This window comes from Lapidilactobacillus mulanensis (assembly GCF_003946215.1).
GTDB lineage: Bacteria > Bacillota > Bacilli > Lactobacillales > Lactobacillaceae > Lapidilactobacillus > Lapidilactobacillus mulanensis.
The window spans coordinates 1-21133 of the sequence record NZ_RHOW01000020.1; the positions used below are offsets into that span (position 1 = coordinate 1).

At 43.4% G+C, this 21133-nt stretch carries 19 protein-coding genes; 7 read left to right on the forward strand and 12 right to left on the reverse strand.

The genetic code is table 11. The features are described 5' to 3' along the window. Positions 1-105 precede the first annotated feature (105 nt). Positions 106-570 (reverse strand): hypothetical protein, encoded by a 465-nt coding sequence (locus EKM67_RS06320; protein WP_125578188.1) that lies wholly within the window; start codon positions 568-570, stop codon positions 106-108. Between the two features lie 183 nt (positions 571-753). On the opposite strand from EKM67_RS06320, the gene EKM67_RS06325 reads away from it, so the two are divergent. The 5 genes from EKM67_RS06325 to EKM67_RS06345 all read left to right on the forward strand — a co-directional run bounded on the left by EKM67_RS06325 (position 754) and on the right by EKM67_RS06345 (position 5169). Continuing rightward, complete coding sequence (locus EKM67_RS06325) at positions 754-1041, forward strand: type II toxin-antitoxin system RelB/DinJ family antitoxin (RefSeq protein ID WP_164506591.1); 288 nt, start codon at positions 754-756, stop codon at positions 1039-1041. Further along, the gene (locus EKM67_RS06330; protein ID WP_125578190.1) at positions 1034-1405 is read left to right on the forward strand and encodes a toxin-antitoxin system, toxin component, MazF family protein; all 372 of its coding nucleotides are present in this window, start codon (positions 1034-1036) and stop codon (positions 1403-1405) included. The genes EKM67_RS06325 and EKM67_RS06330 overlap by 8 nt, the downstream gene beginning before the upstream one ends. Positions 1406-2177: 772 nt before the next feature. Next, positions 2178-2393: a DNA-directed RNA polymerase subunit epsilon gene (locus EKM67_RS06335; protein WP_125578191.1), complete on the forward strand. Its 216-nt coding sequence runs from the start codon at positions 2178-2180 to the stop codon at positions 2391-2393. Beyond that, positions 2393-4087 (forward strand): ribonuclease J1, encoded by a 1695-nt coding sequence (gene rnjA, locus EKM67_RS06340; RefSeq protein WP_125578192.1) that lies wholly within the window; start codon positions 2393-2395, stop codon positions 4085-4087. The genes EKM67_RS06335 and rnjA overlap by 1 nt, the downstream gene beginning before the upstream one ends. Positions 4088-4224: 137 nt before the next feature. Next, positions 4225-5169 (forward strand): diacylglycerol/lipid kinase family protein, encoded by a 945-nt coding sequence (locus tag EKM67_RS06345; protein ID WP_164506592.1) that lies wholly within the window; start codon positions 4225-4227, stop codon positions 5167-5169. A gap of 767 nt (positions 5170-5936) precedes the next feature. On the opposite strand, the gene EKM67_RS06350 is transcribed toward EKM67_RS06345, so the two are convergent. The 11 genes from EKM67_RS06350 to EKM67_RS06400 form a co-directional block, all read right to left on the reverse strand. Further along, positions 5937-6812: an alpha/beta hydrolase gene (locus EKM67_RS06350; protein WP_125578194.1), complete on the reverse strand. Its 876-nt coding sequence runs from the start codon at positions 6810-6812 to the stop codon at positions 5937-5939. Next, on the reverse strand, positions 6799-8088 hold the full coding sequence (locus EKM67_RS06355; protein WP_125578195.1) for a PTS transporter subunit EIIC: 1290 nt from the start codon (positions 8086-8088) through the stop codon (positions 6799-6801). The genes EKM67_RS06350 and EKM67_RS06355 overlap by 14 nt, the downstream gene beginning before the upstream one ends. A 159-nt stretch (positions 8089-8247) precedes the next feature. Beyond that, positions 8248-10701, reverse strand: a complete 2454-nt coding sequence (gene recD2 / locus EKM67_RS06360) for an SF1B family DNA helicase RecD2 (RefSeq protein ID WP_125578196.1) — start codon at positions 10699-10701, stop codon at positions 8248-8250. A gap of 3 nt (positions 10702-10704) precedes the next feature. Beyond that, the gene (locus EKM67_RS06365; RefSeq protein ID WP_125578197.1) at positions 10705-11340 is read right to left on the reverse strand and encodes a tetratricopeptide repeat protein; all 636 of its coding nucleotides are present in this window, start codon (positions 11338-11340) and stop codon (positions 10705-10707) included. Positions 11341-12087: 747 nt separating this feature from the next. Then, a complete protein-coding gene (locus EKM67_RS06370; RefSeq protein ID WP_125578198.1) occupies positions 12088-12756 on the reverse strand; it encodes a histidine phosphatase family protein in 669 nt (222 codons plus the stop codon). A gap of 113 nt (positions 12757-12869) precedes the next feature. Next, positions 12870-13991 carry a tRNA 2-thiouridine(34) synthase MnmA gene (gene mnmA / locus EKM67_RS06375; protein WP_125578199.1) on the reverse strand — a complete coding sequence of 374 codons (1122 nt, stop codon included), beginning with the start codon at positions 13989-13991 and terminating at the stop codon, positions 12870-12872. A gap of 19 nt (positions 13992-14010) precedes the next feature. After that, positions 14011-14355 carry a DUF1831 domain-containing protein gene (locus EKM67_RS06380; protein ID WP_125578200.1) on the reverse strand — a complete coding sequence of 115 codons (345 nt, stop codon included), beginning with the start codon at positions 14353-14355 and terminating at the stop codon, positions 14011-14013. A 920-nt stretch (positions 14356-15275) separates the two neighbouring features. Next, positions 15276-16436, reverse strand: coding sequence for a cysteine desulfurase family protein (locus EKM67_RS06385; protein WP_125578201.1), 1161 nt, complete (start codon positions 16434-16436; stop codon positions 15276-15278). A gap of 1 nt (position 16437) precedes the next feature. Continuing rightward, entirely contained in the window at positions 16438-17151 is a 714-nt protein-coding gene (locus EKM67_RS06390; RefSeq protein ID WP_125578202.1) for a 5'-methylthioadenosine/adenosylhomocysteine nucleosidase, read from the reverse strand. 35 nt (positions 17152-17186) lie between these two features. Continuing rightward, complete coding sequence (locus EKM67_RS06395) at positions 17187-17441, reverse strand: hypothetical protein (protein WP_125578203.1); 255 nt, start codon at positions 17439-17441, stop codon at positions 17187-17189. Further along, positions 17431-17997 carry an NUDIX hydrolase gene (locus EKM67_RS06400; RefSeq protein WP_125578204.1) on the reverse strand — a complete coding sequence of 189 codons (567 nt, stop codon included), beginning with the start codon at positions 17995-17997 and terminating at the stop codon, positions 17431-17433. Before EKM67_RS06400 ends, EKM67_RS06395 begins: the two co-directional genes overlap by 11 nt. Positions 17998-18908: 911 nt before the next feature. Here EKM67_RS06400 and EKM67_RS06405 point away from each other — a divergent pair. Both EKM67_RS06405 and EKM67_RS06410 read left to right on the forward strand, forming a co-directional pair. After that, a complete protein-coding gene (locus EKM67_RS06405; protein ID WP_125578205.1) occupies positions 18909-19886 on the forward strand; it encodes a 5-bromo-4-chloroindolyl phosphate hydrolysis family protein in 978 nt (325 codons plus the stop codon). Continuing rightward, entirely contained in the window at positions 19879-21075 is a 1197-nt protein-coding gene (locus tag EKM67_RS06410) for a toxic anion resistance protein (protein WP_125578206.1), read from the forward strand. The genes EKM67_RS06405 and EKM67_RS06410 overlap by 8 nt, the downstream gene beginning before the upstream one ends. Positions 21076-21133: the final 58 nt, after the last annotated feature.

A 21133-nucleotide genomic window follows, 5' to 3' on the forward strand; every position in this document is an offset into this window, starting at 1 on the left:
ATTTAATCATACGGGGAAGGTCTTCCCTTTTCAATTACTATTTACACAAAATATTGTACACTCCCTTTTTCAGGGCGATAACGTTTCATTTATTTTAATTTTTATTTATGAATTATGAATTTCTGATTGTTTTTCGTCGACTTCGGCGATTTTTTCCATGTCACCCACATATTCGACGGTTTCTGGATTGTTCAAATAAGCCACATCGAAGTGGAAACAGGTGTCTCGTTGCCAACATTCAGTCACGACCAAGCGTGCTTTTAAACCCGGTGCTTCATTGAGGATCACGCTTAATTGTGCCGCCGTCGCCACGATCGGCGTGTTATCAGACAACTGCACAGAATATTCGTAGATCAAAACATCGCGATGCCAGATCGACACCGGGATTGCGCTCTTCAACGAATCCGGCAACAAATGCGGAATCACGCGCACCAACGCAGGCATGATCAACTCAACCTGCTGATCAAGATACTTCTGATAAGAAATCTGCCGTTGACGCAACCAAAGATGATGGCCGACGAAATAAACCACAACCGCCGCAACGATCACTAATAAAATTTGCCACCACATCTCAACCACCTCACTTATATTCTCAGTATAAATGCCCAGTGAAAGAAACACTATTAAAAACGATCATCCGAACTATTTTTAATGAATCATTGCAAACTAAACTAGAGCATTTAAGATAAACAATATTTTTTGATTACCTACTGATATGATAGTATAATATCAGTAAAGAAAGAGATGATGAGGATGACAAATCTTGCCCCGAACAAAAAACGTATTCAAGTTAACGTTGATGCAAAAGCCGCGACAGAAGCCGAAGCCGTTTTTGAAGCATTAGGTATCTCGCCAACGACGGTGCTCAATATGTTATATAAAAAAGTAGCTGCCGAAGGAAAAATCCCATTTGATTTATCGCTAACAGAAGATCAACTCGCAAATTTACGCCTTAATAAAGCAATCGAGCCATTAAATAAGCAACCAAAAATTATCGATAATGATGCCGATGCGGAAAGGTTCTTGTTCTCAGATGACTGATCACCTCAAGCCAAACGCCATCGTTTCGGTTGCAACGGCTAATATTTATGCTAAAGATGGAAAAATACGCCCGGTTTTAATATTGACTCACGACGATGAATCGACCACGATCCTCAAAATTACCAGCCAATATGACCACAAATCCGAATATATCAAAGCACAACTATTTCCGGTATGGAACTGGCGCAAAATCGGCTTAGATAAACAATCCTATATTGATATTAGAAGCGCCGCAATTATACGGAATTGGCACAACTTCAGCGTGAAATACATTGGCAAGCTAAGTACACAAGATAAAAACAGTTTGGCTGCTTTCATTGAAAGCTATTCTGATCGGATCAAGGATTTAAGTGAACGCAATTAAATTAAGAATAGTCGCCCACTTTCAAAAGTGAACGGCTATTTTTAATGAGTTACGTTTCAAGAAAATCGGTCACATCTGACCGATTTCGGGGTAAATGTTTTGTTTAAGTGGTCAAAATTCAAGATCAATGAACAAATATAATCGATTAAAAAAAGTCTGATAGCTTACAGAGGTTAATAAATCAACCTTTTTAATTATTCCTTCCAATAATTTGCTAAATCACTACAAAAAGCATCCACAAACTCATCCCCCACACTTCTGCAGTATATAGGTCTGCGCGACTGGGTGGCTGGCAGTCGCAGTGAAACTGGTGTTAGCGAGCGATTTTTGCTCGGTTACAGCAGGGGGCGTATTTGAGACTTTTGCGTGGGCTTCGGAAAAGGCTCAAATCGTGCTCGAAGACAATTTGGTTTGTAATTTGCTGAGAGCTATCCCCCACAGCGAACTGCCAGCCACCCAGTCGTGCAGACCGAAGGTAGACAAAATGGGTTTTTATTCAAACGTGTCAAAACGCGCTCACTTTCAACCCATGGCTGTTCACACTCCAACTAAAACGCGCTCAGCAGCACTGAAATCTAGCGTCTAAGAAACAAAAACCAAAAATTTAAGTACAAATTTTCAGTTTTTGTTATCTTAGTCGTAGATTTCAAACCGTGTTGCTTCGCGCTCTGAATAGTGTACAATCACAAAAATATATGATAATATCAACATAACTGTTGCTTTACGCAACCAATCGAGCGGATAAACTTTAATAAACAAGGGAGTTTTTATATTGATTTTCAAAGTCTTATATCAACCTGACCAAGTTCGCAATCCTCAACGCGAACTCACTCAGGCCATTTATCTGGAAGCAAATTCTTCAATCGAGGCTCGTGCACTCGTTGAGAAAAATACGGACTATAACATCGAATTGATCCAAGAATTAACCGGTAATTTCTTGGATTACGAGCAAAAAAGTCCCGACTTTAAGCTGACGGAGTTCAATTAATGAACAACAAAAAGCCTAAAATTCAAAATAACGAAGTCGGCGTTTTTGCCATTGGTGGACTCGGCGAAATTGGTAAGAACATGTATGGTGTCCAATTTCAAGACGAGATCATCATCATTGATGCGGGGATCAAATTCCCAGAAGACGAATTACTTGGCATTGATTATGTCATCTCCGATTATAGTTATATTGCCGAAAATATCGACAAAGTTAAAGCATTGGTTATCACCCATGGGCACGAGGATCACATTGGTGGTATTCCATTCTTATTGAAACAAATTCCTAATATTCCTGTCTACGCTGGCCCACTGGCTTTGGCATTGATCAAAGGCAAGTTGGAAGAGCATGGTTTATTAGCCACGACGGAACTTCACGAAATCGGTGAAGATACTGTTTTGAAATATCGTAAAGTTAGTGTCAGTTTCTTCAGAACGACCCACTCGATTCCAGATACGTTAGGTGTTGCTGTACACACACCTCAAGGTACCATTGTTGAAACTGGTGACTTTAAGTTCGATCTCACGCCTGTTGGCGACCAACCTGCCCCTAATTTGCAGCGTATGGCGCGTTTAGGTGAAGATGGTGTCCTTCTATTAATGTCGGACTCAACGAACGCAGAGGTGCCTAATTTTACCAAATCAGAACGATTTGTTGGTAATTCCATCCGTCATATTTTTGAAGGTGTCGAAGGTCGGATTATCTTTGCATCCTTCGCTTCAAATATTTCGCGTGTTGCCCAAGCTATTACTGCTGCAATCGAGCACGATCGCAAGGTCGCTGTTTTTGGGCGTAGTATGGAAACGGCCATTGTTAATGGCCAAGAGCTCGGTTATTTGAAGATTCCAGACGGCGTGCTCGTTGACGCTCACGAAATCAATTCATTGCCTGCTAACAAAGTCATGATTTTATGTACAGGTTCGCAAGGTGAACCGATGGCCGCTTTAAGCCGGATCGCCAACGGGACTCACCGTCAAATCACGATCAATCCTGGCGACACAGTTATTTTCTCAAGTAATCCGATTCCTGGTAACACGATCAGCGTCAATCATTTGATCAACCAACTTTCCGAAGCTGGTGCTGACGTGATTCATGGTAAAGTCAACAACATTCATACTTCTGGTCATGGTGGCCAAGAAGAACAGAAATTAATGTTGCGCTTAATGAAGCCTAAGTTCTTCATGCCAATTCATGGTGAGTACCGGATGTTGAAAATTCACACCGAACTCGCCGAACTCTGTGGCGTGCCATTGGATCACAGCTACATCTTGGAAAATGGCGACATGCTCGCCTTGACCAAGAATCGCGCGCGCGTTGCGGGTCACTTCCCTGCTGACGATGTTTACGTCGATGGCAGTGGCATTGGTGATATCGGCAACGTCGTTCTCCACGATCGTCGCATTCTTTCCGAAGAAGGTTTAGTCGTCGTGGTTGCCACGATCGATTACAAGAAGAAACTAGTTTTGGCAGGACCCGATATTTTATCGCGTGGTTTTGTCTACATGCGCGAATCTGGTCCACTGATCGAAAGCGCCCAGAAACGCATTTACAGCATGATGCGCAAGTTATTCGCCGAAGAAGAAAAAGTGACGGAATCGGCTTTACGCGACGCCATCATCGATTCACTTCAAGATTTCTTGTTCGATCGCACAGAACGCCATCCATTAATTTTACCAATGCTAATTTCAGCCAATTAAAAATCAAAAGAGCATGGCAGCTGAACGAATTTGTCTGCCTGCTCTTTTATTTTGTTCAAAAATGTTATAATATTTATTATTTACTGCGCTCAACGCCAACTATCCTAGTACATTCAAAATTTTCGGGGGGAATTTCTTTGCCCAATTTCATCGTTATTGTTAATCTTAAAGCCGGCAGTGGTGAAGCTGCCGAAGTTTGGCCACAATTACAACAAGAACTTAAACAAGCTCAGATCCATTACACCGCGCACATCAGCGAATATGCCGGTCACGCCATTGCCCTCGCCGAAAAAATTTCGACCGAAGCGACCGCTCCAACTGTTTTGATCGTTGTCGGCGGCGATGGCACTGTCAACCAAGTTTTAAACGGCGTGCGTCGTTCAGAAAATCCAAACACACCAATTGCTTATTTTCCAGCTGGTTCAGGCAACGACTTTGCACGCAGCTTGAATCTAACTAAAAACGCCGGCGAATTTGTCAAACAACTCAAGGAAACCACACAAGCAACGCCCTTAAATATTTTCGACGTCAACATTACCGATTCCGAAAATCCAATTTACCGCCAACAAAAGTTTCTGATCAATAATTTCGGGATCGGATTCGACGCGCATGTGGTTCATCTGACTGAAAATTCGACTACCAAAACTAATTTGAATCGTTGGCATATTGGTAATCTCGCCTACATCGCCAATATTTTAACCGTATTTAAACGGCAGCAACCTTTTAAGCTAACCGTTTTCGGCGAAAAGACCGAATATTTCGAGCACGCTTATCTGACCACGATGACCAATATCGCCTACTTTGGTGGTGGTGTCAAAATTGTGCCGACTGCAGATCCACGTGAACGCGAAATCGACTTGATCGTGATCGAGAAACCAAGTACGCCCCGCTTTCTCAAACTGTTCGGCCAGATTTTAACGAATGGTCATCATTTGCAGAGTCCGTATGTTCATCTTTTCAAGGCCGATCAGATCCGTTACGAGATCGAACCTGCGCAATATGGACAGATGGACGGCGAAGATATGGGTAAGCACCGTTTCCAGATTTCGGCGGTTAATGCGCAGCATCCTTTTTGGATTTAGTAAAATTGAAATATGATGAAAGCTACTGCGCTGATTTTATGCGCGGTGGCTTTTTTTCTTGTCGGATAATTAATCTACCTTCGGCCGAAGTTGCTCCAGAAAATAGTGGGAAGTTGCTGTGGGGACGGCTGCAGGATTTCCAAAGACCGGAAATTCTTCCGCCTAAAATGTGAGCTCCGGAAAAGCGCCGGATCTCACATTTTCCCTTTCTGTAAACTCACAAGGACCGTTCATTAACAGAAATACCACTGCAATCCCACTATTTTCTTCCGCAACTTCTGCCTAAACTTATTTTGTTTAGAATAGGATCTGAATAACAGGGTTCCGCAAATGTGATTAACACGTAGCCTTTACCCTGAATAGTTCTTCTAAAAAGTCGGAACGATAATCCAGTCCGCCTTTCGTCCTCTACAAAATTATGTTGCGGTACAAACCAGTCGCACAGGACTAGACGTTAACTAGAGTAACCACTACAAAACCGCCAGGATGAGTCAGAACGCGGAAGAAAAAGTTGCGACTCGCAGTGAAATTGTTCTTGCGGGACCAAATTATTTCCTAAATGATCTCTGATATGTTGCGCAATAATTCAGTTCTGCACTTAAACCCAAGTCCCGCTAGAACAAGGGTGATCTTCAAGACTTTTGTGGGCTTCAAAAGGCTTGAAGTCATCCCCACAGCGAGGCGCAACTATTTTCTGGAGCGTTCTGACGGAACCAAACTAACTATCACCACACGCAAACAAAGCCTTCATAAATCAGTCCCACGTTTCACGGCGTCGCATTCACTTTTCCGCTTGATTGATTGCGATCAATTTTCTCTAACAGATCCGTTTGAATCAGTTGCACGATCTGCTGATTATCTGGCAGATCAGAATGCTGGGCGTCACCGCCGGTCACGGTGATCTCCGTATAATGTTTCACTTGCTCCTGATAAATATACTTACCAGCCTCCACACTTCCCAATGGTACCAAACCATCCGAGTCATAATTTTCGGTCCCAGCAATTGAATAGACCGTCAGATCCGTGGGCAATTTTTTCCGTTGATCAATGAAATCCGCCAACATTTGCGTCTTGTGATTCAAGGTAGCTTCGTTGAAATTGTAGGGCGATCCAATCGTCATCAATCGCTTCATCGTCACGTCATACTGATCATAATATTTCTCGAGAAATGCCGTATAAATCAAACCGCCGTTTGAATAACCAAACGCCTTAAAATTATTGAAATTATAGCGAGCTTGTAGTTGCGCAAACACCTTATCAAACATTTTCGCTTGTAACTTAATGTTGTCATAGCCATCTTGATTATTTTGAAAGCCGACCACAATAATCGGCTCATCATCCCTCGCGCGAATATGGCCGCTATAAATGATCTGACCGCTGTTATAAACTTTAACTTTCAATAAGCTGTGTTGCACAGGCGCGGTTTCGTTTAATTTTGCGACTAAACTATCGAACCGATTTTCTGTGGCCGAACTTCCAGGAATCATGATCACTGGCGATAATCTAGAATTTCGCCATTTTGCCAGCTGATCGACATTCTCGCGGGTCCAATAATAGGCCGACCCCGTCAAAAACATTAGGAAAACTAATGCCAGCAACAATAGTCCGTGATTTTTCCAGCGCCAAGATTTAATTTTCAACATTGGCTTCCCCGGCTTTCTTCTGTGACTCGACGATAATCTCTGACCAACGAACGAACGGTAAATAAACGAACACATCGATCACTAAACAAATCAAGCCAACCATTAGCGCTGAGAATTGCCCGCCCGTGCCAATAAAAGCAACCAACATGCCTGGCGTTCCTAAAGGCACTGGATATGCGACTGGCGGCATCCATCGCAAATAAATTGCCACCGCTGCGACCAACATGTTAATGATCGGTGTCACCACAAACGGGATTAAATATAGCGGATTGAGTAACAACGGAATCCCGAGTAACATTGACGCATTATTGTTAAAAATCACCGGCACCAACGACCACCGTGCCACGCGTAAGACATGCTGATGTTGCGCTACGATTAAAATCGCGATCAATAAAGCTAGCGTCGATCCTAACCCGCCAAAACTACCGAAACTATGAAAAAGCGTGGTCACGGTATATTTATTTGGTAAATCCCAAACGGAATGTTTCGTTAATGCCTGATTTAAATTAGCAATCGCACTGGGATCCGCGTTAAAGTCAAAGTTTGCATACGGCCCACTGATTCCCAACCAACCCATCAAAGTCGTTAAAGTACCGATCATGATTGTTGAAACGACGGCATGTTGTTGCACGCCAAAATTGGACACGCGCGTAATAATTTCTGCCAGCACACTATAACGATTCAAAATCGTTAACGCATAATTAAGCAGTAGTCCGATCACAATGACAATTCCGATCGCGGGCAATGCATTAAAGGCACGATCGAAAATATCGGCGGTTTTTTCAGCTGATTGTGCATTTGAACCACCCACTCGTCGAAATATTTGACCAATCAAATAACCAAACAGCAAGCCTAGCAATAGACCTTGAATCCCCAACAACTGCCAGTCAAACCCAATTCCTCGTTGACTAGTTGATCGATAACAGACTAACAAATAGCCCACAAGTGCGGTCAAACCGGCCATCTGACTATCATGTTGATAAAGTTTCGTCGTATAACGAGCAGCTTGAAAAGCGGCCAGTACAGAAATAAATCCCAGCGTAATCTGACTTAAATCTAGACAAGCGGTTCTTATTTTAGTTGCGAATGGCAACCACTCGTTAATCGCAAACACCCGATTGGCAAATCCAATGGGTGCCAAAACCGAAGTCGCCATCACCGCTGCCAAGCTTCCGAGAAGTGCAAAAGGAAATAGCATCACGACTGTGCGGCGCAAAACGCGCATGAATGAGCGTTCATATAATTTAGTGATCGCATTCATTAATTTGTCTGCCATATCGAGCCTCTTCTGAGTACGTATTCTTCCCACATAGAATAGCACTAAGTCCGCAGAAAAGCCCGTTTAACTACGCCCTGTTTAGCTACCCAGATTTATTTTATTTTTACTGCGGTAGTCATCAAAAAAGCCGTGCAAAATTCGCACGGCCTTACTCAGTTAAGCTAATTTCACGTTAGCCATTCCGATCATCGGATCAATATTTCCCGACGCGATCAAACTTGCGGTCAATCGGAATTCTTGTGGATCTTGAATGGTTGACGATTCTGGATCGTTTTCAGCAGTGACGGCCGTTATTGCCGTCACTTTTTTATTTGCATCACCTGACGGTTCATTTTTTTCTTGCACACCGTCCACTTTTTCAGGTTGCAGCATTTTACGAATGCGCATGGCCAACGTCGTGCGTCTTTCGGTGCCTTCCGCCAAAATTGCCTGCACAAACGCTTCTTTTTGGCCGACCATGACTAATTTATCTTTAGCTCGAGTGATCGCCGTGTACAACAATTTACGTTGCAACATGCGATGACTTTGCATGGTCAATGGTAAAATCACGAGTTGATACTCGCTACCCTGCGATTTATGGATCGACACGCAATACGCCAGGCTCAGATTACGCCAATCAGCGGGACCAAGTTCAATCTCCTGACCAGAAAAATCGACGATCAATTTTGCCTGCTGATCATTTTTTTTCGAGGCCACTTCGATCCCGGTTATTCGGCCAATATCGCCGTTATAAATGCCGCGTTGACCATCATTCTGCAGCTGGATCACTTTGTCACCAATACGATATTTGACCGGACCGAATTCAATTTCTTTCGTCTCAGTGGTTTTTCGCGGATTGACTAGCGCTTGCACGCCATTATTTAGTGCATCGATCCCAGCAACACCGCGATACATTGGTGCCAGAATTTGCGTTTCTTCTAATGGAAAATTACGCGACATCGATTTTTGCATGACTTGCTCAACAATATGTTCCACTTGACCAGGTAGACAAGCGATGAACGAACGGTCAGGTAAATTCGCCGTTAAATTATCGGGAATATTGCCTTGATTGATTTCGCGCGCCAACGAAACGATCGTTGAATCGGCAGACTGGCGATAAATCTTCGTCAATTTCGTCGTCGGTAGACACTCGCTGGCAATTAAATCGGCGAACACACGCCCTGGACCGACGGATGGCAACTGATCTTGATCACCGACCAATAAAACTTGCATGCCTTCAGGAATCGACTGTAACAACGTTCGGAATAATTGTTGATCGACCATCGACATTTCATCGATGATCAACAACCGCCCACTAATTTCTTGTGCTTGCTCCAAATATTGATGATCATCAACGGCGGTTAATCCTAACAAACGATGAATAGTTTGCGCAGGTAATCCGATCGTTTCGCCTAAACGCTTCGCTGCGCGTCCGGTCGGTGCCGCCAATTGAATCGGAAATGCTTCGTCTTCATAATCTTTCGGTTCCAAACTCAGATGATGTTCCTTGGCAAACAAGGTCACCACTGCAGACAAAATCGTCGTCTTCCCAGTTCCTGGTCCACCCGTCAGAATGCTTAAGGGATGATCCAGCGCCATTTTAATGGCGTCAATTTGTTGCTGATCATAGACAACCTTTAACCAACGGGATAAAGATTTGAGTTCGCGATTAAATTCGCGTTCATTCCACGGTTTTTCTTCGACTGCAATTAATTTTTGAATGCGATCGGTGATTTCAAACTCGCTTTGAAAACTCGAATGTAAATAAATCCGTCGTTCTTCAACAATAATGCCACCAGAAGCTGCCAACGAAACCAATTCATCGGCAATCTTTTGATCGCTAGGAATTTCGGCTCGACTCCCCGCCAATAATTCCAGGGCACCTTCTAAGACCGACTTGGGGTCAGAATAAGTATTCCCATTCGTCGCCAAATCATTTCGTAAAAATTGAATCAATGCGGCTTCGATACGAATTTGCGCATCGGCGGCAATTCCTAATTTTGCGGCCACTTGATCTGCGCGTTTAAAACCAATTCCCTGAATGTCATAAACTAATTGATAAGGATTTTTATGAATGACCGCCAACGCATCGGATTTATACTTCGAAATAATTTGATCGACCAGCCGCGGCCCAAACCCATATTCTGCCAAGCTGATCATCGCTTGCTCGGTGCCGTGAGATTGCGCCAGCTGATCACGGATCGTATCTTGTTGTGCCGACTTGATCCCGACAGCTTTCAACACCGATGGATCTGCCAAAATTTTGTCAATGGCACCCATACCTAATGTGTCGACAATCTTTTGCGCGGTGGCTTTACCGATACCTTTAAATTGAGAACTAGCAAAATAGTTGACTAAACTACTCTCAGAATCTGGGCGCACCAAATGATAGCTGTCAGCTTGAAACTGGCGGCCATATTTAGGATGAGCGACCAACTCACCGGTAAATTCATAGCGCTCGTCGAGACTTAACTCGCCGATACTCCCGGTCACAATAATCGTCGAATCATCCCAGTCGAAATTTTTCTTGGTAACTTTGACCGAAATGATTTTGAATAAACTCGAAGGATTTTCGTACAGAACGCCATCGATCAAACCTTCTAATTCAACATTCATTTGAATAGTTTTCATTTTTTACTCCGTTAAAATCAATTGCACAGCTGATTCATATTTCTTCGGCGCCAGTTGACGCGCCTGCTCCAAGAGTTGCTTGCCGCGAATCTCCTCATGATGATTCAAAAGTGCCGCACCATATACGAACGCTGCGTCTGCATTATCGCTTTGCAAGTCGTACGCTTTTTTAGCATAACTCAAAGATTGTGCCCAAGCTTGCTGCTTCGCCAAAATTTGCGCCAATAATAAATTCGTCCCCAACTCATCCGGTGATTGTTCAACTGCCGTCAACGCGAAAGCCGTTGCCAATTGGTTTTTATTTTGTTCGAAATAAATCACCGCCATTAAGTAGTTGGCATCTGCCGCCAATTTAGTTTGGCCGAGTTGTTGCAAAACCGCGATGGCCTGATCATCCTGCTTTAATTGGTGCATGACCACTGCCTGATTATATAAAATCTCCGGCTGCTTCGGCGCAATTGCCGCGGCGCGCTGTAAAACTTGCCGAGCTTGCGTGAGGTCGGTCACTTCGATCAACATCGTCGCCAGCTGCAGTAGCAGGCTGACGTTATTTGGATCTTGATCTAGCAATTTTGTGAGCGCAATGATGGCCTTTTCGTGCGCACCGGATTTAAATAAGTCGAGAATTTCTTGATTCATAGATAACCTCTTTGTTAAAAATATGGGATCACGTAATCATAAAAGATTTAAACCTTGTCTACCTTCGGCAGAAGTTGCTCCAGAAAATAGTGGGAGGTTGCTGTGGGGACGGCTGCAGGATTTCCAAAGACCGGAAATTCTTCCGCCTAAAATGTGAGCTCCGGAAAACCGTCGGATCTCACATTTTCCCTTTCTGTAAACTCACGAAGACCGTTCGTTAACAGAAATACCACTGCAATCCCACTATTTTCTTCCGCAACTTCTGCCTAAACTTATTTCGTTTCGACTAGGATTGGAATAACAGGGTTCCGCAAACTTGATTAACACTGTTGCCTTTACTTTGAATCGTTTTTCAAAAAAATCTGAACGATTATCACATCCGCCTTTCGTCTTCTACAAAAACCAGTTGCGGTACAAGTCAGTCGCACAGGAATAGACGTTAACTAGAGTAACCACTAAAAAACTGCCGAGATGAGTCAGAACGCGGAAGAAAAAATTACTGATCACTGTGAAATCGTTCTTGTGGGACTTAATTTAATTTTTAAAAGTAAATCAGAAAAGTTGATCACCATAATAGTTATCCGCAAATCTAAAGTCCCACTAGAACGAGGGTGATCTTCAAGACTTTTACGGTTTTCAAAAGGCTTGAAGTCATCCCCAGAGTGAGCAGTGATTTTTTCTGGAGCGTTCTGACGGAACCGAACAAAATCCTACCGCACGCAAGCAAAGCCTTCAAGTTCTCGCACGTTAAATCGAATCCGTTTTATCCAATTTCTTCCCCAAAAATGCCGTCTCATTCCACAAAATCTTCCGGAAATGCGCACCCAAATCTTGCGTCTCCAAAACCGTCAAGCTGGTATTCGTCAGCCCACCATTTTTACGCAGATCTGCAAGCGGCGTGCCAATCAAAGACTGCATCAACGCAGTCAGTGCCGCACCATGACTGACAATCAAAATATTATCGCTGTCCGCGGGATACTGCTTGGCAATCATCAGGATCACTTCCCGCATCCGCAAAATCAATTCACTAAACGTTTCTGCCTGTACGCGATTCTTCTCAAATAAATCTGGATGATTGCGAAAGGCATCGACTGCCTCTGGGTATTTAGATTCGACTTCTTTGAAAGTTTTGCCTTCCATGATGCCGAGATTAAATTCGCGCAAGCCTGGATTGATTTTGATCGGCAGATTTTGATTTAAATTTTCACTTAAAAAAACCGCCGTCGTTTCTGCTCGCAATAAAGGACTCGTATAAATCGCCCGAAATTTAATTCTTTTCGATGATAAATAAGTCGCCAAGCTATGGACATCATGATAACTGCCAGGTAGTAGTGGTGAATCGCCGCCTGCGCCTTGGTAACGTCCCTCAAGATTCCATTGTGTTTTCCCATGTCGTACGAAAAAAAGTTTAGTCATTGACCCATCCTCGAAATTTATGTAATGAAAAAGGCTGGACAGAATTGTCAGCAGCCTAATTGTAACATGTTAACAATTGTCATTTTGAAACAGTTGCCAACACGCTATTATGCTTATACATATTGTAAGACATTTGCATGGTCATACGCAACATCGATCACGCCGCCACCTAAACACTCGCTGCCGTCGTAGAAAACAACGGACTGGCCAGGCGTGATTGCGCGAACAGGCTCGTCAAAAACAACCGTTGCAGAAGTGCCATCATCATTCATCTCGACTGTCACACCGACATCGGCTTGGCGATAACGGAATTTAGCAGTCACGTGAAACGTTTGTGCAGGCGCAGCACCGGTTACGAAAGAAATATTCGATGCAGCCAAACTTGTCGCGAATAAAAGTGGATTATTAAAGCCCTGATCAACGATCAACGTATTATTCTCCATATTTTTACCAACAACGAACCAAGGCTCGCTCGAATCACTGCTACCACCGATACCTAAGCCGGAGCGCTGACCGATCGTGTAATACATCAAGCCATCATGCTGACCTTTAACTTCGCCGTCAGGTGTGACCATTTGACCAGGTTGTGCAGGCAAGAACTCCTTCAAAAACTTCTTGAAATCGCGCTCGCCAATAAAACAAACCCCAGTCGAATCCTTTTTCTTAGCCGTTACTAATCCAGCCTTTGCAGCAATTGCTCGTACCTCAGGCTTACGCATACCGCCAATTGGAAACATCACTTTTTGTAATTGATCCTGTGATAAGGCGTTCAAGAAATATGTCTGATCTTTATTGTCATCGGCGCCACGAATCAAGTGAACCGTACCATCGACATCGCGCTCTAATTGCGCGTAATGACCCATGGCAATATAATCGGCATCCATTTCCAATGCATAATCTAAAAACGACTTGAATTTAATTTCTTTGTTACACATCACATCAGGATTAGGTGTGCGGTTATGGCGATACTCATCTAAGAAATACTCGAAAACACGATTCCAGTATTCTTTTTCGAAGTCGATCGAATAATAAGGAATGCCAATTTGGTCGGCAACTCGCGCCACATCCTCATAATCCTCCGTTGCCGTACAAAAACCGGCGTCTGTCGTGTCGTCCCAATTTTTCATGAAGACACCAATGACGTCGTAACCTTGCTGCTTTAATAATAGTGCGGTGACAGACGAATCAACGCCGCCACTCATCCCGACGATCACGCGGGTCTTAGAATTATCCATGAATCAATTTGCTCCTTTACTATGCGGGAGCAACAACAATAATATCGCGCTCCATTAAGTTTTCGATTTGAAAATTAAATTGTTCAACAACACTGACATTTTTTTCATCTTTAAAAATATTAACGGCTTTTAAGCCACTTGGATCAGTGACTGCCATTTTGATCGTATCTAAGTCTTCACCGATCGTTACTTTGAGTTTATAGCTGGCACCATAAGGCGTTTCGCCATTCAAAGGGCGTTCCAATTGGAAACGGCCACGATTCGATTTGATAAACCCAACATCTAATAGTGCATATTTTTTGATTTTAGGACTGATTTTGAAAACCCGTTCGTCGCCTAAAACTTTAACTTCATCTTTTGCCATCTTGAATCCCTCTTTATTCATCATTTGAGTAAACATTCCAGATTCATTATAACATCCAAAAGTAAACTGGCAAAATTGTATGAGCGGGTTTCAGGACTAACCAGATTCAATTCTTGATCTACCTCCGGTCGTGGCTGCGTGGGGCAAGTGACTGACTACTGTGGGGACGGTTCCAGGCTTTCCCCTAAATTCTGGGGAAAGTCTTCCACCTCGATTTCGAGCTTTTTCTCCGTCGCAAGTGCGGCTCCTGAGAAAAATCTCGAAATACGCCCCTGCTGTAAGCGACGATGGCCCTGTCGCAACAGCAGTTTCACAGTGTCGTCACTTGCCCCACGCAGTCACGACCTAAACTGGAATTGGTTTAGTGGAGAACTCAGAATAACTGGGTTTGGGCGGAATGATTTAATTTCAGCGTCAAATACTTTGTCGCATGAAATATAATCCTGTTTGATATTTTGCCACCAAGAAAATTAAGTTGCTCATAAAAGCTTGGTACGGTAGAAAGTCCAGTTCTGAATCCAAATTTGTTTGCTAGAATGGACCACAGAATTTGCGGAAGAGAATGAACAGCACACTGTGATAATGCTCTTAGCGACATGGTCCACCGTCGCTTAGAGCATGGGAAATTTGGAGATCTTGCCGGTTTTGCAAGAGCTCCAAATTTAGGCGGAAGAATTTCCGGTCTCTGGAAATCCTGGAGCCGTCCCCACGAGTGAGCTGTTCATTCTCTGGAGCAAATTCATACTGCCATTACCACAAACAAACCTTTCAAACTATCCAAATTTTGGTGGTCATCCAAAATTCTGCAGCTGTCCCCACAAGTGAGCTGTTCATTCTCTGGAGCAAATTCATACTGCCATTACCACAAACAAGCTTTTCAGTCTATCCAAATTCAAACTGCCCTTACCCACAATCCCTATCTATTTCGAACGTTGCAAATAATCACGAGTCACTTCCGCAATCGCATCTGCCAACAAGTGAACACTTTCGATCGTATTCTGGTCACCAAACGAAATCCGTAGCGACTCGCCAATTTGGGGCGCATCTTCCGAACCCGTCAACGCGATCAAAACATGTGACGGCTCCAAACTACCCGCCGTACAAGCTGACCCGCCAGAAACCGCGAAGCCTTTCAAATCTAGCTTCATCAACATCAGATTAGTGGGCACACCACGCAACCACAAATTAAGCACGTGTGGTAACGCCAATTCTGGTTTGGGTCCGTTAATTTCAAAATCCACATTTTTAGCCGTCAAATCAGCTAACAATGTTTGTTTCAACAATTGCAATTGCGCACGCTTCTCTTGCTTACGTTGTGGCGTTAAATCTGCCACTGCTCGGGCAAGACCGACGATACTAGGAATATTCTCAGTGCCCGCGCGCCGCAGATGTTCCTGCTCGCCGCCGTGCATGAAGGGTTCTAATTCCAAACGCTCGTTGATATACAGAAATCCGATGCCTTTAGGACCATGTAATTTATGCCCCGAGATCGACAACAAGTCAACGCCCAACGTCTGCACATCAATATCCAAGATTCCATACGCCTGAACGGCATCGGTATGAAAAACAGCCTGGTAATTTTTTAACAGCACACCGATTTCAGCAATCGGTTGAATGGTGCCGACTTCATTGTTACCCAGCATCACCGACACTAAAATCGTATCCGGACGCAGGGCATCATGTACCTGTGCTGCTGTCACGTGGCCGTTTGAATCTACCGGTAAATAAGTGATCTCATAACCTAATTTTTCCAAAAAATGCATCGTATTCAAAACAGCCGGGTGTTCAATGGCCGTCGTAATAATATGTTTCCCGTTTTGATGATAGGAAGCAGCTGTACTCAGAATCGCCGTGTTATCACTTTCAGTCCCGCCACTGGTAAACACAATTTCATCTGTCTTGGCATGAATACTGCGCGCGATCGTTTGCCGACTCTGATCTAACAAGTGATGACTTTGCCGACCAAAATAATGCGTACTCGACGCATTACCGAAATCTGCAGCCAACGCCTCACTCATGGCTTGAACGACATCTGGATTGATCGGAGTTGTGGCCGCATTATCAAAATAATAGTGGGTCAACTTAATCGTCTCCTTTTAATGTTTGTAAAGCTGGTAAAGCAGTTAATAATAAATGGGCGGCATTTTTGCCTGCTTGCACAACAAATTCGTCAAAATTAACCGTGGCAGAATCATCACCGTTGTCACTAATTGCGCGAATAATTAAGAAAGGTTTGCCAAAACTTGCGGCAACTTGCGCAACCGCAGCGCCTTCCATTTCCACAGCAGCCACACCAGAAAATTCCTGCTTGATGGCCGCCACACGATTAGGATCAGCAACGAATTGATCACCCGTCGCAATTAAGCCGTTAATTGTTTTCAAACCTAATTTTTCAGCAGTAGCACTCACGATTTTTAACACATTTTGATCGGCTTTAAAATATAATCCATGACCTGGAATTTGGCCTAATTCGTAATTGCCGCCGCGCGTCACGTCAACGTCATGATAAACCAAGCGATCACTCAAGACTAATTCACCGATGGCCAAATTTGGTGCGACACCGGCAGCTGAGCCTGAATTGATGATCATATCCACGTCGAAATGATCAAACAACATCGTTGCCGTGATTGCAGCTTGAACCTTACCAATTCCGGATTGAGCCAAAACCAGTTCTGCACCCTGATATAAACCGATCGTAAATTCAATTTGAGCGATTGTTTCGGTGCTCACAGCACTCAATTCTGCTTGATAAAGACCGATTTCTTCGGCCATGGGGACTAAAATACCAATTTTCAACTCAATATCCTCCAATAATGACTCCGTTAAACTTTTTACACGAAAAATAAAACTAAATAAACGACCACGATCAGCAATACCACCGCAGCAATCGCCCAATTCAAACGTCGACGCATCAGAGGATGGCGAACTGACTTCGGATCCTCACTTTCGGTGCGTTGTGCTTGTTTACGGGCGACACGTGATAAATGTGGTTCATTTTCTGGTTGCTGCGGCTCGTTCGGTTCGGCCGCCAGTCCCCCAGATTTGCGCGTCTCAATAATCGTATCAGGTTCGCGATTATCCTTCATGATCCACCTCGCTACTTTCTAACTGCTCCCAATATTTCACGGCTAAAAGTGTTTTGGCATCAATAAAATCCGAGCGCCGCAAAATCGATTGAATTTCTGAAAGGCTCAAAACTTGCACTTCCAAAAATTCATCAGCGTCTAAAGGCCGTTTATGAGCCAACTCACTCAAGTCTGTCGCCAAATATAAATGCATCTTCTCAGTCGCGAAACCGGGCGAACTATAAAACGCACTCAATAAACGCCATGATTTTGCCTGAAAGCCAATTTCTTCATTCAATTCACGTTTGGCAACCGCGAGCGGATCCGTTTCGTTGGGGTCAATTTTGCCAGCAGGGATTTCCCAAGTATCATGTTGCAAAGGGGCACGCCACTGACGCACAAAAAAGCCGTGATCCCGATCCAATAAAGCAAGGATTGCAACAGCACCATGATGCTGGACAATGTCGCGTTGCGCAGACTTGCCATTAGGTAACTCCACCGTCTGATGATGCACGTCTATAATATGGCCATGATAAACTAACTCATCGCCTGTAACTTTCTCGGTAAATTCACTCATCGTTTTCACACTTTCCACAATGTTACTATCATACCTTATCAAATCAGGGCTGTAAATCATTTTCTCTTACTTTTAGTTCGCTTAATATTTCAAATCCATTCTGATCTCGCTGAATTAAGTATACTTCTCTGTTTAAAATTGTAAATTCAAACGAACGTGGTTTCAGTTTTGATCTACCTGCGGTCGAAAGTGCTGGGGCAGGCAGACTGCGGCGGTGGGACCGCCACGACTACCTGCCCCAGCACTTTCGCCCTAAACTTAATTTAGTTCAGTGTAGGAAATGAATAGCTGGGTTCCTGGAAGTTGATTTACAATGTAGCCTTTACTCTGAATAACAAAATAAAAAATGTGATGAATTTCAAATCCGGTCATATTAACACACGACAAATTTTCAAATAGACGCTGATTAGTCCAAAAACCCGATAACAACGCGTTTTAAGCAGAAGATTGCGCCTATTTTTAAATTGGTCGTGTGTCTAGTTTGCCAACTTTCATTTTACACGTTTAAAAAATATTGTTTGAATTAGAAATGTAAATTAAATCTACAACGTTAAATATTATCGCTCTCGTTCGAATAGACGAGGCGAAATTTGTGGTGGGAACTGGGACTGCAGTGGTATTTCTGTTAACGAGCGGTCTTTGCGAGTTTACAGAAAGGGGAAGTGTGAGATCCGGCGGTTTTCCGGAGCTCACATTTCAGGCGGAAAACTTTTGGCGCCCTTCCAAAAGCTTGGAGCCGTCCCCACAGCAGTTTCCCAGTTCCCACCACAAATTTCGCCGGAACCAAACAAAATATCCACAAACAATCCAGCGTTTACCGTAAGCATGAGACCAAAATCAACCCTTAGCCTTATTTAGATTTTCTCAAATTATGCTAGAATTTGGTTAGAAAGTTGTGATGGAGGTCTATCATGAATAAAAAATCAAATATCCGCCGAATCTTATATCTAATTGCAATCATCGTCGCTGGATTTATACTGTTCGATGGAATCAACGCTGGTCCGCGCGGATTCTTTGGCAGGCTAGCTAGTTTAGCCTTGCTCGCAGTATCAACAGCGCTGATTATACGCTCGATCCAACACCAAAGCGACAAAAATTTGTTCCGTAAATTTTCTGCGTGGACCTTTTACTCTCTGGCTGGTTGTACCGGATTAGGAACGCTTTTGTCGATGTCTGACAATGTCGACGGTGATGTCTTTAACTTAGCCATCTGCACATTTTTCTTTTCATTCATCGCCTTTCTCTTTGTTGGCATGAAATCAAATCAGAAACCCGTCACGGAAACATTCGAAACACCCGTCAGCAACAAGATGTTGAACCATTATCACCAAACTGGTTTAAGCGATACTGACATCAACGTTTTCCGCGACACAATGTCAGATGCGAAGAAACAGATCGTTGAATTAGAAACAACCATGACTGCAGTGCCTAAGTTGCGTGCAATCAATCTGAATCATGATACACTTGAAGTAGCCAAGGCAATGTTTGCGGCGCTTGTTAAAGAACCACAACGTTTACAAGAAGCGGCCGATTTTCTTTATAAGCACTTACCAAACAGCGTTCAAATTGCCAAGAAATATCAAGAGATCAACACCCACGAAGTTAAAACTGCTGATACTTATGCTGTTTTAGACCGTAGTGTTGAGGTTTTAGCTACTTTAAGCGAACAAATGAAACATGACTACACAGATTTTGTGGCCGAAGATATTTCCGATCTTTCTTCAACGTTGGACTCGGTCAACAAACCTGCCCAACACGCCGATTTTAATATCAAGAATGAACAATCGGTCTCACAAATGCAGGATCAATTAAGTCAAATTCAAAAAGACTACCTTGCTAATCAAACGAAGACTGATCAAGAAAAAGATGGTGATGATACAAATGAGTGAAACAGACAAACAATCAAATAATCTTTACGACGATTTATTAGCAACGCCTTTCAGTGGCAATCCGGCTGACACAAAGCCGCAAAAAGTAGACGCAAAATCAAGCTTAGCAAAGCTTTCGCCCGAACAAAGAACTCAGGCAGAAGCTTTGGCTAAACAAATCGATGTGACGAATCAAACGGCAGTCCTCAATTATGGTGCCAATGCTCAGAAAAAGTTATCCGAATTTTCCCAACAGATGCTCAATCAGGTTCAGAGTCAGCAAACTGGTGAGATCGGCAATTCATTGACAGATTTAATGTATCGTTTGAATGAAGCCAATCCTTCCGAACTCGAAGCAGAGAATAATAATGTCTTCCGCAAGATTTTTGGCAAGGTCAAACGTTCCATTTACGAGATCACAGCCAAGTATCAGAAAATTGGTGCTCAAATCGACACCATTGGTACCAAATTGGACCACCAGAAGAATTCCCTACTAGTAGACAACAAAATGTTAGACGGCCTCTACGATCAAAATAAGGACTATTTCGACGCACTCAATGTTTACATCGCAGCCGGAAAAGTTAAGCTGGATGATTTGGAACAGAACCAAATCCCTCAATTATTAGCTGCCGCTGAAGAAAGTGGCGAACAAATGAAAGTTCAAGAAGCAAATGACTTGAAGCAGTTTGCGGATCGTTTAGAGAAACGCACTCATGATTTACAACTGGCACGCGAAATTACCATTCAGCAAGCGCCGCAAATTCGTCTGATCCAAGGAACGAATCAAGCCTTGGCCGAAAAGATTCAAGCTTCGATCAACACGGCAATTCCATTGTGGAAGAACCAAGTTGCGATCGCCCTCACCTTGTTACGACAAAAAGATGCGGTCACTGCGCAACGTCAAGTGTCGCAGACAACAAATGATTTATTGATGAAGAATTCAGAAATGTTGAAGATTTCTGCGATCGAAACCGCCAAAGAGAATGAACGTGGCGTGGTCGATATCGAAACGCTCCAAAAAACTCAGAATGATTTAATCGAAACCTTGCAAGAAACATTGAAGATTCAGCAAGATGGACGCCAGAAACGTCAACACGCCGAAATTGAATTGCAAAAGATGGAATCAGAACTCAAAGATCATCTACTGGCATATAGCCGCGGCGAAGTCGACGATACCGCCACTCCAAGAAAAGATGTTACCGAATATTAAAGCATCCAAAAAAGAACCACTAGCCTGTCTACCACCGAACATTTCAGTGGCAACAAGC

Coding starts and splice junctions, on each gene's coding strand:
- EKM67_RS06400 (WP_125578204.1), bottom strand. CDS start 17,997: ATGAGTGAATTTACCGAGAAAGTTACAGGCGATGAGTTAGTTTATCAT.
- EKM67_RS06395 (WP_125578203.1), bottom strand. CDS start 17,441: ATGAAGGATAATCGCGAACCTGATACGATTATTGAGACGCGCAAATCT.
- rnjA (WP_125578192.1), top strand. CDS start 2,393: ATGAACAACAAAAAGCCTAAAATTCAAAATAACGAAGTCGGCGTTTTT.
- EKM67_RS06380 (WP_125578200.1), bottom strand. CDS start 14,355: ATGGCAAAAGATGAAGTTAAAGTTTTAGGCGACGAACGGGTTTTCAAA.
- EKM67_RS06365 (WP_125578197.1), bottom strand. CDS start 11,340: ATGAATCAAGAAATTCTCGACTTATTTAAATCCGGTGCGCACGAAAAG.
- EKM67_RS06330 (WP_125578190.1), top strand. CDS start 1,034: ATGACTGATCACCTCAAGCCAAACGCCATCGTTTCGGTTGCAACGGCT.
- EKM67_RS06320 (WP_125578188.1), bottom strand. CDS start 570: ATGTGGTGGCAAATTTTATTAGTGATCGTTGCGGCGGTTGTGGTTTAT.
- EKM67_RS06355 (WP_125578195.1), bottom strand. CDS start 8,088: ATGGCAGACAAATTAATGAATGCGATCACTAAATTATATGAACGCTCA.
- EKM67_RS06405 (WP_125578205.1), top strand. CDS start 18,909: ATGAATAAAAAATCAAATATCCGCCGAATCTTATATCTAATTGCAATC.
- EKM67_RS06370 (WP_125578198.1), bottom strand. CDS start 12,756: ATGACTAAACTTTTTTTCGTACGACATGGGAAAACACAATGGAATCTT.
- EKM67_RS06325 (WP_164506591.1), top strand. CDS start 754: ATGACAAATCTTGCCCCGAACAAAAAACGTATTCAAGTTAACGTTGAT.
- EKM67_RS06350 (WP_125578194.1), bottom strand. CDS start 6,812: ATGTTGAAAATTAAATCTTGGCGCTGGAAAAATCACGGACTATTGTTG.
- mnmA (WP_125578199.1), bottom strand. CDS start 13,991: ATGGATAATTCTAAGACCCGCGTGATCGTCGGGATGAGTGGCGGCGTT.
- recD2 (WP_125578196.1), bottom strand. CDS start 10,701: ATGAAAACTATTCAAATGAATGTTGAATTAGAAGGTTTGATCGATGGC.
- EKM67_RS06410 (WP_125578206.1), top strand. CDS start 19,879: ATGAGTGAAACAGACAAACAATCAAATAATCTTTACGACGATTTATTA.